Source organism: Streptomyces sp. NPDC026538 (assembly GCF_055567535.1).
Genome location: NZ_JBVHQG010000024.1, coordinates 1 through 12,625, shown reverse-complemented (window position 1 = coordinate 12,625; position 12,625 = coordinate 1). Strand labels below are relative to the sequence as shown.

Genomic DNA, 12,625 nt, shown 5'->3' with positions numbered 1-12,625 from the left:
CCGGCGATCGGTCGGGGGCGATGCTGCACCAGCCTCCGTGCGGATGCCGCGGCCGGTCAGGCTGGCGTACACGTCGAAGTGGCCTCTAAACAATTGACACATCCACTAGTCAATTCTTACGATCGGCCCCATGAACGGATCAGATCCGGACACCGTCGTTACGCGGAGGGTTGCGCTCCTCGTCGTCGACGGCGTGTCTATGCTCGATGTTGCAGCGCCGTCCGAAGTCTTCGCCGAGTCCCGCCACTCCAGCAGGAACTATGAGCTCGTCGTCTGCTCACCGGACGGCAAGAACGTCACCACCGGCAGCGGCCTTCCCCTGCAGGCCGACTGTGACGCCCACGATGTAGGCCCCATCGACACCGCGATCATCGCGGGAGGGTGCAGCCTGCCCAGCAGAACTCTCACTCCGGAGCACATCTCCGCAGCAGGCCACCTGGCCAGCCGTGCCAGACGGGTGGCCAGCGTCTGTACCGGCGCCTTCGTCCTGGGCGCCGCCGGCCTCCTCGACGGTCGCAAGGCCACCACGCATTGGCATCACACCCAGCGACTGCAGGAGCTTTACCCTCAGGCCGAGATCGTCCACGACAGCGAACTCGTCTCGGACGGCGGTCTCATCACCTCCGCGGGGGAAGGCGCCGGAATCGCGCTGACTCTGCACCTCCTCAAAGAGGATCAGGGAGAGAAGGTGCACAGCGCCGTCGCCCGGGACCTGCTGGTCTACCAGCCTCAATCCGCCGGTCCCGCAGACCAGGCGGCAGCTGCGCCCCGCAACCCCGTGGTCCGTAAACTCACTGAGGAGATCGTCGCGGACCCTTCAGCGCAGTACACACTGACCGACCTGGCCAGCCGCGCCGCGGTCAGTCCGCGTCACCTTTCGCGCCTCTTCCAGGACGAACTGCAGACGACCCCGGCCAAGTTCGTGGAACAGGTGCGATTCGACACGGCGCGTTCCCTCCTCGACCGAGGCGAGTCCGTCACCGACACGGCCTTCATGTCCGGCTTCGGCAGCATGGAGACCCTGCGACGCGCCTTCATCGGCCGCCTGGGAGTGTCTCCACGCGCCTACCAGCACCGTTTCAAGTCCGCGTAGCGCTCGCCCTGGCACGACGGCGCACACACGAACGGCCGGGCGCAGACACGACTGCAACTCTGCCGTCCGCATCCCGCATGCGCGTATCGCTCCTGCCCCGACCCTGGTACAGAAGCCGGCGACTTGCCACAGACACTGAGCCAGCGCCCACCTCGCACGCGGATCGAGCACCGTTATCGTTATGACCGTGCTCAGCCCGGCGCGGACTCACCTGACGTCACGCCGAACGGTGTCAACCGCCTCCGAGCACACACTCGGGAGGGCTTCAGGAAGTAGCGCTGCACCCCACAACGATGCCCGCAGGGTACGTACGTTTCGAGGCCCCTCCTCTGCCACACGACGCAGCAGAGCGCGGGCCTCGGGAGAGAGGGACACGTGCCGGGCAACATCGCCTGCCGACCGGCAACCGCGAGCGGGCCCAGTGCTTGAGCGCCGGGCTGAACCAATGCGCTAGGAACCGACCTCCGGTCGTCGGCCTGTGCCTGCTGTACGGCGCCGACGCATCAGATCTCTTACACCCGCAGATGGCAAGGGCAGGCCGCTGTCCGGCAACTCTGCACTGTGGCTGAGGCCAGGGGTTGCCGGATACTGCCAACCAACGGGCACGGTGGAGCGACGCAGGATGTGATTCGGCAGAAGCCAGGGTCAGAGGCTACGAAGGCGCCATGGGGTCACCGCACACGCCGACGACTTGTGCGGCGGGGCACTCCGACCGCGGCAGGCTTCGGTCAGCTGTCGCTGCGATCTCGACCATGCTCCCTGAGCCCCGGAAGAGACAAGCTGCCCTCGAAGATCACTGCCCACCGACATCGGGATCCCGAGCACCGTTGCAGTCGTCCAACGGACCTGACCAGCGCATGCGGTGGCGCTCCTGCCGCCACGAGCCATGACCTGGCCGCTATCTACGGCCGCAAACCCATCCGGCGCCGTCCTGCCCCTGCGAAGGACGTCTGACGATGCCGGTGCAACCGCGTATACAAGGAAGTTGACCAGGATCATGAAGGATGACGACGGCGCCCGCACCGAGGCATTCAAGGTGCTCTGCGACCGCTGGGAGAAGGCCTGGACGGAGCTGGACGCTGATGGTGTAGCGCAGTTGTGTGCAGAGGATCTCCTGTACGACGAGCCCGCACTGGGCGACACCAAGCACGGCAGGGAGGCCGTCCGCAGCCATGTGATGGATATGGCCAGGACCTTCCCGAACGGCTCCTCGTCTTTCACGCGCATCGGGCTGTACATCGAGGTCGACCGACCTGCCATGGTGGTCGCCTGGAGGTTCCAGGGAACGCCGGCCGGTACCGATCGCCTCGTGGAGTTTCACGGCGACGACCGACTGGAGGTGGGGGAGGACGGCCTTATCCACGCCTATCGGGGGCTGTATGACAACCGGCTCGTGCGTCGGCTGCTGCGCGAAGCCTACGATCGCTGATCCTTCTGATCTGGTCACCTCACCCCTCCCACCAGGCAGGCAACGAGTTAAGAGGTCCCAGCAGTGCTCGGGCCTCGGTCTCGTCGACCAGTGGCTCCGACCGACCTCACCTCGCCGCACGCGCCCCCGCCGGCCGGCCGTGCCACGACTCGCAAGTTCGCGGCCGAGAGGACTCCTGCGTACACGCGAACGCCAGAACTCCGAAAGAATCCGCCCGATGCCGGACAGGGCAGGGTGTGGAATCCATGACGGAAGAGGAAACCTCGAGGCAGCTGCGTGCCCGCTTCGAGGCACTGGCGCATACCGCGGCGGAGCCGTTGCGCAGGTTTCTGCTACGGCGCATTGACGCAGATTCGGCCGAGGACGTCCTGGCGGACACCTTGCTGGTGCTCTGGCGTCGTGTTGACGAGGTGCCCGCGCCTGCCTCAGCTGGAACGTACGATCCGGACGAGGTACTGCCCTGGTGCTACGGCGTTGCGCGAGGATGCCTCGCCAACGCCCGCCGGGCAATGAGCCGGAGAGCTCGCCTCGCGGAGCGATTGGCCCGGACGGCGCAGCCGGCGCCCGCAGCCGGCACCGATCACTCCGACCTATACGGCGCGTTGAAGACGCTGCGCGCACTCGACCGAGAGGTGGTGCTCCTGTGGGCTTGGGAAGAACTGGCTCCGCGGCAGATCGCGCAGGTAACGGGGTTGAGCCCCAACGCGGTCAGCATTCGGCTCCACCGGGCGAAGAAGAAGCTCGCCACACAACTCGAGCGAAAGAGTGCCAGGGTTGACGGACATGAGACGGGCGAGGAAAGGAGGAGCATTCGATGAACGACGACGAGTTGCTGGCTCGGCTCAGGGCTGCCGATCCGGCGGCCAGTGCATCGGCTCCGGCTTCCGACTTCACCCATCTCATGGAGGCTGTCATGACTACCGACCACCAGACCCGCCGTGCACCTTCCGCTGCCCGAACCACGTCGCGAACCGAGCCCACAGCACGCCGCGGACGCCGCTTCGCTCTCGCGGCCGCCGCCATTGCCGTCCTGGCAGTGGGCGGCGCCGCTGTGTGGAAGACGAGCGCAGGGTCCGAACCCGGCAGCACCCCGTCGTTGGCCGGCAAGCCGCTGACCTTGACGATGGAAAGCAGGAGCCCTGCCAAGTGCATGGAGCCCACCGTCGACTTGCTGCGCACCTTCGAGATCGCTTTCGAAGGCTCGGTGACCAGCCAGAAGGGCGACCAGGTTGTCTTCCGCATCGACCACTGGTTCCGCGGCGGTGACAGCGAAACGGCTCAGCTCACCAACGACGGCGCCGACGGCAGCAGCGAGACTCTCACCTTCCAGGTCGGTCAGAGCTACCTCGTGACGGCCCAGGACGGAGTGGTCCCGGTGTGCGGGGGCACGAACCTGGCCACCGACGAGGGCACGGCCCTCTTCCACCGCGCCTTCGACAAATGACGCAGGCGCATGGCGCCCCGAGCGCCTGCTGGTGATGGGATGTCCTCCCCGTGCGGTGTAGCTCTGCCCTTCGTGGTCCGAGCACCCGTCAGGGAGCCGCACCGTCGGCGCGGACGCCGGGGCTTGTAAGACTGCAGGTGTGAGCGCTGAAAAAACCCAGCGGTCTCAGGCTGTTGCGGGGAGGAGCATGAGACCGCTGGGTGCGCCGGCTCCCGCCACTGGCCGACGCGGGATCAGCCCGGCCGGTGGGGGAGAGGGCATCGTGTGCGGTGCCGTCCGTGGGATCAGATGCTGCTCGAACCCGGCCCCTGGGTGAAGTCCGCAGCGTGGTCGCGGGCGAAGTCGTTGATGGTTCGGGGAGCGGAACCGATCGTCCTCTCAACGGTGTCGGTCAGACCCGCCCCGTAGCCGGCGCGCAGGATGCCGTCGTAGAGGGTAGCCATGTCCTGCGCGTAATCGGGGGTGTTACCGGCTGCGATGTAGCGGTTCAGGAACTCCTCGCGGCTGGTGTCGATGTGGCTCAGCGGACGGCCGACGACCTCGCCCACCCGCTTCAGCGCCTGGTCGATGGTGAGCGCCTCCGGTCCGGTCAGAACCAGGTCACGGTTGTCCGTGCCGCTGGAGGTGAGCTCGACCACGGCGACATCGGCGATGTCCTGGGTGTTGATCATCCCCATGGCGCCATCACCGGTCGGCAGGGGCATCTGCCCGTCGGCGTTGATCCACGGAATGTACTGGATGAGGTTGTCCATGAAGAACGCCGGTCGCAGCACCGTGTAGGCAACGCCGCTGGCCGCGAGTTCCTGCTCGGCCGCGTAGTGGACGCGGGCGAGGGCCAGGGGCGCGTCCGGCGAGGCACCGCCGACGCTGAGCTTGACCACACGCTGCACTCCGGCGGCGGCAGCTGCCTGGATGACCTGCTGTTCCTGGGTGAGCTGATCCGCCACGTTCGCGGTCACGAGGAACACGTTGTCGATGCCGTCCAGCAGCGCGGGCACGGCGTCCGCGTCCGCGAGATCGGTGACGGCCACCTCCACACCCGGCAGGTTCAACGCGCGCAGCGCGGCAGCACTCTCCTCGCGGCGCACGACACCTCGCACAGCTACCTCCCGCTGGGACAGTGCGCGTACCACCAGGTTTCCCACGGTGCCGGATGCGCCGGTGACGAGAACCTTCATGATGTTCCTCCTTGATAGTGCTGCGTGCTGAACAGAACACGGTCGGCTCGCAACTGCGGTGGGTGAACTCGCCGCAGTGCGTCACCGAGATTGAAGTCGATGTCTCGCGCGCGCCGTGGAAGCCCTGGGCCTGCTTGCGGGGAGTACGGCTCTGCTCCGTTGATCGTCACGGTGGGTTCGCTCTGACGGGTCGGCTCACTGTGCATCTGGGTTTCTGCCGGGTCCTGCCGGGGCGGTCGCGTCTGAGCCGGCAGGGAGTGTGGTGGCGCTGATGCTGCTGCGCAGCCGTGTGGCGGCGAGCAGGCCGGCTATGACCGCAGGCAGGGCGAAGAGTGTGTAGTCGGTGGCCAGGCCGAGATTGTCGGCAACGAGACCTCCGATCAGGGAGCCTGCCGCCAGCGAGAGCTGGCTGGTGGTGACGAACAGCGCCAGGCCGCCCTCGGCTGCGTATCCGCGCATCATGTAGGTCTGCAGGGAGATGGGAATGGCGCCGTAGGCGATACCCCACAGGCACAGGGCGGCGACGGCCGCGGGCTTGAAGTGCCACTGGCCCAGGATCGTAACCGATCCGGTGAGAACAGCTGCTGCTGTGCCCAGCGTGGCGGGAAGACTGCGGTCCAGCGTCACACTTGCTGCGAAGTTGCCGACCAAGCCGGCGAGCCCGAAGCACAGCAGCAGCACGCCGACTGCCGAGTCGGAGAAGCCTGCTTGATCCTTCAGGTACGAGGACACGAAGGTGTACGCCCCGAAGTGCCCGAAGAACAACAGTGCGGACAACAGCAGTCCGATCCGTACGCCGGGGCGGCGCAGCAGTCCGAAGACGTCGGCTGCACGCAGCGTGGCTGACGCGGGCAGCCGCGGCAGCGTGCGTAGCTGCAGCAGAAGAACGGAGAGGCTCATGGCGCTCGCTGTGGCCATCGCGGATCGCCAGCCCCAGTACTGGGCCATGATGTGGCCCAGCGGAAGGCTGACGACGGTGCCGGCGGAGATCCCGGCCATGACAAGCGAAGTCGCCCGGGTGACCTGCTTTGCCGGTACGAGCCGGGGTCCTACGCCTACGCCGATGGTCCAGAAGGCGCCGATGGCGGCACCCAGTACCAACCGTGCCGCCGTGAGGGTGGCGAAGTTGGGGGCAGCCGCCGTGAGCGCGTCTGACAAGGTGACGACGCCGGTCAGGCCCCAGAGCACCACGCGTCGGTCGAGGTGGCCGAAGACGAGGGTGAGAACCGGGGCAGCGACCGCTGCGAGCAGACCGGGCAGGACGACGGTCAGGCTCGCCTGTCCAGCGGACACACCGAAGTGATCGACAATGTCCGGCAGTACGGCGATCATGACGAACTGGGAGAGGACCAGCGCGAATGATGCGGCAGCTACCGCGCTGACCGCCCCCCAGCGCGGCTGTTCCGCTGACGGGTGATGAGGAGCAGAAGGCGCGGGGCCGTGGCAGGCGGGCAGCGTTCCGCGTGCGTGCCTCACGTGGCCCGCGTCGTCATTCCCCGGGAAGGGCACAGCAGGCAAATGGGGTGTTTTATGCTGGGGCACCGATAAGCCTTTCCATCAACGGGGTGGGCCGAGGGCGGATGTGCAGCGGAGTGCAGCAGGCGCTTTACAGAGGGGCACTGCATCCGGCACCGGGCTCCTGGCGGCGCACCTGCCGAACCTGTCAACGGAATGGTTTCTGAATCGCCAGGGACTGCGCACTGATGACGGGCGGGCCGCCGGCGAGCCGGCGCCAGCCCCTGCGCGCGCTCGGCCCACAACCGGCACAGGCTGACCGAGCCCTTGGCCAGGCCGGCTAGCGGCGGCCAGGCTGTGGCCTTCGTCCGGGTGGCTGCTCCGTTCAAACGCGGGACAGCTGGTCGGCGGATAAGGCGCGGGCAGCACCGGGCTGGCCCGCAGCGCGGTCAGTAGCCGGACTCCGGAATGACGTGTATGGCTGCTTCTTCCGCGGATGCCCCCGCACCGTCCAACCCGCTGTCGAAAGCCAGCAGATCGGAGTCGACGACCTCGTGCGTTCCCTCGTCAGGGGCAACGAGGCGGCCGGCCCGCTCGTCCCCCACTTCGTAGTCGAGCGGCTCACCATCGGTGTCCCAGGTGTCGCCGATGCCGTCGCCTTCCGCGGCGCCCACATCCGGCACCTCTTCGGCGAGGCGCTCGTCCAGCGTCTCTCCTCGGTGCTGTTCCGATGCCGTGACGCCGGTGTGCTCAACAGCCCAGGGCCGTTGCGGGGGCGAATACCCCTCGTCGAGAGCCTCTTCTCCGGCCCGGTAGTCCAGCGTGTCCAGGGCGTCGAGAAGGCCCACGTCGTCCTGGATCTCTGATCCGTCCGGCTGGTAGACGTCGTCTCCCATAGCTTCGTCGATCATGAGGCGCTCCTAGTTTTGTTCATGGTGGGTCGTCGGTCGAATGCCGAGGGCGTCTACGGGGCGACGCTGCGCGGGACAACCCACCAGCCAGGCCGCAGGCGGCCTGCCGGCCAGCGAGGTGCCAAGAACGCCGGGCCCGGAGCTGGGCGGGAAGCTGGCTGGCGCGGTCCTTCAGCGGTTGCCAGAAGTGACTCTGTGCTCGCCGCCAGGAGCGGTATCCGGGCGTCAGACGATGAGCACGGCCAGACCGGTCAGCTTGCGCGCTGCCATGTCCTCGTGGCTCCGGGCCGCGTCCGTGAAGGCGTACCGAGCCACCTGGATGTCGTGGAACACTCCGTCCCTGATCGCCTGGAACAGCTGTCCCGACGCCTTCCCGACCGTGGAGGCGTTCACATACTGCGGAACTCCGCCGCTTACGACCTTGACGTTGCGACGGGCGAGTTCTGCGGTGTCCAGCTGCGACTGCCCGGAAGCGGCACCGATCGCAGCGATCTTCCCGCCGTCCCTGACCGCGGCTGCGGAGAGCTCCGCCGTCGCACGGCCCACGAAGTCGAAGACGACATCGACACCCTCCGGAGCGACCTCGTGAATCCTGTCGAGCGCCTCAGGGTCCCCGGCGTAGACGGCGTAGTCGGCACCAGCCCGCACCTTGTCGAGCTTGTCCCTGGAGCCGGCGACACCGACGACCGTCGCACCTGACGCGTTGGCCCAGCGCGAGAGAAGGGAGCCCACGTTGCCCGACGCGCCCTGCACCAGCAGCACTTCGCCGGGGGCGACGTTGTGCAGGGCCCTCATCCCCATCCACGCGGTCAGGCCCTTGGCCAGGAAGCCCGCAGCCTGCTCGTTGCTGATGTCTTCCGGCAACGGGATCAGAAAGGCCGAGTTGATGAGCCGCTCGGAGGCATACGCGCCGGCGGAGGCGAAGTATCCGACGCGGTCCCCGACGGCGAACCCTGTCGTCTCCGGTCCGACGGCCACCACCACGCCTGCGGCCTCCGAGCCCAGCACCATCGGCAGCGGGCCGTCCACGCTGCCATCGCGCATCATGGTGTCGAAGAAGTTGACGCCGATGGCTTCCTGGCGGACCTTCACCTCCCCGCGAGCGGGTTCTCCGACGTCAGCGGTCTCGACGCGCAGGACGTCCGGGCCGCCGTGTTCGTGGATCCGAATGACGTTTGCCATGGCTGACACTCTCCCTGATCTGCAGCGGCCGACCGTGGAGCCGGCCGCTGCCAAAATTTGCGGACGTTGAGATCGAAAGGGCTTCAGGCGCCATCCACCGGCAGCGCGTGCTGTTCCGGGCACCGGGGCGTCTGCGGAACCGGCACTGCCAGCGCATTGCGATCAGCCGCGAAGGCGGTCGGCGATGTCGGCAAGGTGACGGCCCTGATAGCGGGCCGCCTCCAGGGTTGCCGCGTCGGGGCCCTCACCGCCACCGCTGGGCCAGCTGGTGCCGTACGGGTTCCCGCCGGCGGCGAACAGCAGCGGGTCGGTGTAGCCCGGGGGAACGAGAATGGAGCCCCAGTGGTAGAAGACGTTGTTCAGGGCGAGGAGCGTGGACTCCTGGCCGCCGTGCCGGTTCATCGCCGAGGTGAAGCTGGTCGCCGGCTTGTTGTGGAAAACCCCCGCCTGCCACAGTCCGCCGGTCGAGTCGATGAACTGCTTCAGCTGCGCTGCGACGTTGCCGAACCGTGTGGGCGTGCCGAAAGCGTAGGCCGTCGCCCACTCGAGGTCCTCATGCGTCGCCTCGGGCACTTCATTCTTGATGGCGTCCGTGTGCGTACGCCAGGCAGGGTTGGCGTCTATCGCGCTGTCGGGTGCGAGCTCGGGCACACGGCGCAGGCGCACGTCCGCATTGCGGGCTGCTGCACCCTCTGCCACAGCCTGAGCCAGTTGATGCACATTTCCGGTGGCGCTGTAGTAGATGACGGCAACGCGAACACCCATAACGGACTCCTACGTATATCGGGAAACATGCTGCGCACCGGCTGTGGGCTCTGCCGCTGTCACGCGGTGCAGGGCCGGAGTCGGTCGCCAGCGTCTGGTGTTCAATAGACTGCATCGCTGTCCCCGGCGATGCCCCTCAGTAATGGGCACGAACCCCACGGATCAGGACCAGCTCCCGCAGGTCGATGTCGGATGCCGTCAGCACACACGGCATCACGGCTTACGCAACCTGAGCTTCAGGCACCCCGAGACGGAGTCTCCTGGCTGGTGGCCTTTCCCGCATCCAACTCACGTGGCGTTTCAAGGAGAGATTTTCTGGCGTGGCATCCAGCCTTGGAAGCCACGCTCAAGGGAGTGACCTTTCCCGCCTGGCGCGGAACGCACTACGTGACCCTCGCTGAACTGCTAGTGCGTCTCGGCAGCTTCGGCCTGGACCTGATGTGGCACGTTGAGTGCGATGAACTGGTTGATCCTGAATTCGCAGAGATGCGGGGGCGTTCCGCAGGCAGCGGCATGAGTACCCTGACGTTGCTATCCGGCAACGCCGGGACTTCGGTTGATCGATGCGCAAGTATTCGGGTTTGCCGCCGACGAGCTGAAGATTGTGCCGTCGGAGGTCGACAGCTGGCTATGGGACGTGCGCACCGCGAACGAAGGCATCCTCGGGGAATTACGCAGGAATTACCCGGAGTCAGCAGGTCTCTGACCACTCATCAGTCCCAGGCGCCGGGCCCCGGATGCAGCTGCCGTCCACCCTGGACTAAAGCACCGGGGCCTGCGCCGTGCCTGGTCAGAATGCCTCGTTCACGCCTGGATGGTCTGGGTTCGCGAGGTGGGCAGCGAGCAGCCCACCTGGCCAACTGGCTGCCGGGGCCTTGCTGGGGCGCTGTACAGCTTGCGAAACAACAGCATTCCCCAGAACAATCTCGATGTCGGCCCGAGGGAATCGCCGAAGAGCGGCACGCAGCCCTTCGTCAGTTTCGCTTACACTGCCGCTCCCGAAATCCACCGTGACTCCCAAGCGGACGAGCCGGGTCAGCGGCCCCAATCTCTCTGCAATTCCAGGCGAGGTGTGCAGCGCGATGGCTTCCCATACCTGCTTGCGCAGCGTGGGGGCGAATTCGTGCTCGGTCAAGAAGTCCGAAGCCGCGTCGGCCCCTTCAACTTCGAACCGCTGCGGTCCGTCATACACGGTCGCCGTACCGGCATCGTGGAAAAGGCAGGCAACGGCCAGCGCCTCGCGCTCCTCTGCCGCAAGAGGAAGATCTGCCGCAGCCGCATCTGCAATCATCCAGACGCGGATACTGTGATTGAGAATTGCAGGATGCAACAGAGGCCGCACATGTTGGTAGGCAGCCTGGCCGACAGCGCCACCGAACGTCACATCCATTCAACAACCCCTACTGCGTGGTCTGCAATGCGCCGACTGCCCACCTCGCCGGGACTCCAGCTCGCTGCTGGGCCGCACGCATCACATATGCCGAACGCCACGTCGCACCACACGACGTGGCGCGCCGTGGCGAGGAGATCTGACTGGCGCCAGGGCCGCTAAACGCGGAGTCGTTCCGAGCGAACCGACTGCCTCGTCGTGGAGTCAACTCGGCCCGGCTCAACGGGAGATGGTCTCGATGGCGTACTCCCACAGACGGTCCGCGGCTGCCGGATCGACAGCGTGAGCAGCCACGCCGCTGGCTTCGCCCTGATCCCCGGGTACGACCTCGGCCTCCTGGTTGTTCTCGAAGTAACGGCCCGTCACGCCAGCTGTCATGGGGGACGCGGCCAGCAGCACGGATCCGGCTGCCCCCTGCGACGGAGTCTTGTAGTACGGCAGGGGCGTGACGTTGCCGTCGTCGTCCATCACCCCGAAGGAACGCAACGTGTCGTCGTCGAGGTGCCGCTGGAGGTTGGTCAGCACGTAGCCGGGGTTGACGGCATTGGCCATGATGCCGTCAGCAGACCACCGGCGCGCACCGACAGCGAAGAGGACGTCAGCTGTCTTGGACTGCCCGTACGCCACCCACGGGTCGTAGGGCCGCTGCTCGAACTGGGGGTCGTCGAAGTTGAAGGGGAAGGCGCGATGAGCGCCCGAGCTGACGATCACCACGCGAGCTGACCCAGATGCCTGCAGTGACGACAGGAGCCCGCCGGCCAGTGCGAAGTGCCCCAGGAAGTTGGTGCCCAGCTGCATCTCCCAGCCCTCGGCGGTCGTCACCCGCTCCGGCAGGGCCATGATTCCCGCATTCGCCACGAGAATGTCCAGCGGTCCCTGCCAGGCCGCGGTAAAGGCCCGGACAGAAGAGAGATCGGACAGCTCAAGGGCCTGGGCGCGGACAAGTCCCGCGCCCGGGATCCCGGAGAGTTCACGGGCAAGCGCTCCCACCGTCTCCGGACGCCGGGTGGCAACCGTGACCTCGGCACCGGCCAGAGCGAGCGCCCGGACAGTCTCTGCACCGATGCCCGACGTACCACCGGTCACCACAGCATGCTGACCCGTCAGGTCGACACCATCGATGACCTCGAAAGCGGTCGTGCTGGCGGTGAAGGGTGTTGTCATCCGGGATGTAGCGCTCACAAGGACTCCTTGAGGAAGTGTGGAGGTGCTGACGCACTCGAAATTACTGCCGCATCCTTGGACGATCCATCGCAGAACGTCCGGCAGAAACTAGAGATCGTCCAGATCGTGTGCGCTCGCTGAGCACCACCAGGCCGTCGACGGCACAGCGCCGCTGCGTGCACGAAGGCCTCGCCGGAACGAACCAGCCTGTCCGTGCAGAAGTGTGTCTGGCCAGCGGCCAGACACACCCTTTCGGCAACGAAAGGAGGAACTTCAAATCCGTACGGCCGCTAGAGATCTGTCTGCGCACGGACGGCGGCGGCCCCATAGCTCTGCCCGGCGCTCCCAGGGACTACGGCATCGCACGGCACCCTGGATGTGGCCAGCTCCGCAGTCGCCCAACCACGCCGAGCGGCCCCGCCGAGACGTCCCGAGGGAACGTCGTCGTCCACGCCGACTGCGTGGACCCGTGCCCGTACCTCTCACACCCTCCGGGCATCAGCGCGAAGCCTGGACTGGTCGTGCCATGGAGGTGTTTTCCGTGGCGGCCGCCGGGGTGGGCGGCCGCCGTCGGGGTGGGTCAGGCGGTGGTGCCGAGGGCTTCCTTGAGGCTG

The 12,625-nt window shown here is 66.8% G+C and carries 11 protein-coding genes; 4 read left to right on the top strand and 7 right to left on the bottom strand.

Annotated elements, in window-relative coordinates; genetic code table 11:
- Positions 1-130: 130 nt before the first annotated feature.
- The 4 genes from ACZ4N4_RS45505 to ACZ4N4_RS45490 all read left to right on the top strand — a co-directional run bounded on the left by ACZ4N4_RS45505 (position 131) and on the right by ACZ4N4_RS45490 (position 3,966).
- A complete protein-coding gene (locus ACZ4N4_RS45505) occupies positions 131-1,093 on the top strand; it encodes a GlxA family transcriptional regulator (protein ID WP_467600538.1) in 963 nt (320 codons plus the stop codon).
- 997 nt (positions 1,094-2,090) lie between these two features.
- A complete protein-coding gene (locus ACZ4N4_RS45500; RefSeq protein ID WP_467600536.1) occupies positions 2,091-2,522 on the top strand; it encodes a nuclear transport factor 2 family protein in 432 nt (143 codons plus the stop codon).
- 245 nt (positions 2,523-2,767) lie between these two features.
- Complete coding sequence (locus ACZ4N4_RS45495) at positions 2,768-3,340, top strand: RNA polymerase sigma factor (RefSeq protein WP_467600533.1); 573 nt, start codon at positions 2,768-2,770, stop codon at positions 3,338-3,340.
- Positions 3,337-3,966: a hypothetical protein gene (locus ACZ4N4_RS45490; RefSeq protein ID WP_467600530.1), complete on the top strand. Its 630-nt coding sequence runs from the start codon at positions 3,337-3,339 to the stop codon at positions 3,964-3,966. The genes ACZ4N4_RS45495 and ACZ4N4_RS45490 overlap by 4 nt, the downstream gene beginning before the upstream one ends.
- Before the next feature lie 284 nt (positions 3,967-4,250).
- Here ACZ4N4_RS45490 and ACZ4N4_RS45485 read toward each other — a convergent pair whose 3' ends face one another.
- The 7 genes from ACZ4N4_RS45485 to ACZ4N4_RS45455 all read right to left on the bottom strand — a co-directional run bounded on the left by ACZ4N4_RS45485 (position 4,251) and on the right by ACZ4N4_RS45455 (position 12,011).
- Complete coding sequence (locus ACZ4N4_RS45485; RefSeq protein WP_467600527.1) at positions 4,251-5,144, bottom strand: NmrA family NAD(P)-binding protein; 894 nt, start codon at positions 5,142-5,144, stop codon at positions 4,251-4,253.
- Between the two features lie 195 nt (positions 5,145-5,339).
- Positions 5,340-6,620: an MFS transporter gene (locus tag ACZ4N4_RS45480; protein WP_467600524.1), complete on the bottom strand. Its 1,281-nt coding sequence runs from the start codon at positions 6,618-6,620 to the stop codon at positions 5,340-5,342.
- Between the two features lie 428 nt (positions 6,621-7,048).
- The gene (locus ACZ4N4_RS45475; protein ID WP_467600521.1) at positions 7,049-7,510 is read right to left on the bottom strand and encodes a DUF5709 domain-containing protein; all 462 of its coding nucleotides are present in this window, start codon (positions 7,508-7,510) and stop codon (positions 7,049-7,051) included.
- Between the two features lie 225 nt (positions 7,511-7,735).
- On the bottom strand, positions 7,736-8,692 hold the full coding sequence (locus tag ACZ4N4_RS45470; protein WP_467600517.1) for a zinc-binding dehydrogenase: 957 nt from the start codon (positions 8,690-8,692) through the stop codon (positions 7,736-7,738).
- Between the two features lie 162 nt (positions 8,693-8,854).
- Entirely contained in the window at positions 8,855-9,457 is a 603-nt protein-coding gene (gene wrbA / locus ACZ4N4_RS45465; protein WP_467600514.1) for an NAD(P)H:quinone oxidoreductase, read from the bottom strand.
- 790 nt (positions 9,458-10,247) lie between these two features.
- The gene (locus ACZ4N4_RS45460; protein ID WP_467600511.1) at positions 10,248-10,847 is read right to left on the bottom strand and encodes an HD domain-containing protein; all 600 of its coding nucleotides are present in this window, start codon (positions 10,845-10,847) and stop codon (positions 10,248-10,250) included.
- A 219-nt stretch (positions 10,848-11,066) separates the two neighbouring features.
- The gene (locus tag ACZ4N4_RS45455; RefSeq protein WP_467600608.1) at positions 11,067-12,011 is read right to left on the bottom strand and encodes an SDR family NAD(P)-dependent oxidoreductase; all 945 of its coding nucleotides are present in this window, start codon (positions 12,009-12,011) and stop codon (positions 11,067-11,069) included.
- Between the last annotated feature and the right edge of the window lie 614 nt (positions 12,012-12,625).

Coding starts and splice junctions, on each gene's coding strand:
- ACZ4N4_RS45470 (WP_467600517.1), bottom strand. CDS start 8,692: ATGGCAAACGTCATTCGGATCCACGAACACGGCGGCCCGGACGTCCTG.
- ACZ4N4_RS45505 (WP_467600538.1), top strand. CDS start 131: ATGAACGGATCAGATCCGGACACCGTCGTTACGCGGAGGGTTGCGCTC.
- ACZ4N4_RS45495 (WP_467600533.1), top strand. CDS start 2,768: ATGACGGAAGAGGAAACCTCGAGGCAGCTGCGTGCCCGCTTCGAGGCA.
- wrbA (WP_467600514.1), bottom strand. CDS start 9,457: ATGGGTGTTCGCGTTGCCGTCATCTACTACAGCGCCACCGGAAATGTG.
- ACZ4N4_RS45500 (WP_467600536.1), top strand. CDS start 2,091: ATGAAGGATGACGACGGCGCCCGCACCGAGGCATTCAAGGTGCTCTGC.
- ACZ4N4_RS45490 (WP_467600530.1), top strand. CDS start 3,337: ATGAACGACGACGAGTTGCTGGCTCGGCTCAGGGCTGCCGATCCGGCG.
- ACZ4N4_RS45460 (WP_467600511.1), bottom strand. CDS start 10,847: ATGGATGTGACGTTCGGTGGCGCTGTCGGCCAGGCTGCCTACCAACAT.
- ACZ4N4_RS45485 (WP_467600527.1), bottom strand. CDS start 5,144: ATGAAGGTTCTCGTCACCGGCGCATCCGGCACCGTGGGAAACCTGGTG.
- ACZ4N4_RS45475 (WP_467600521.1), bottom strand. CDS start 7,510: ATGATCGACGAAGCTATGGGAGACGACGTCTACCAGCCGGACGGATCA.
- ACZ4N4_RS45455 (WP_467600608.1), bottom strand. CDS start 12,011: ATGACAACACCCTTCACCGCCAGCACGACCGCTTTCGAGGTCATCGAT.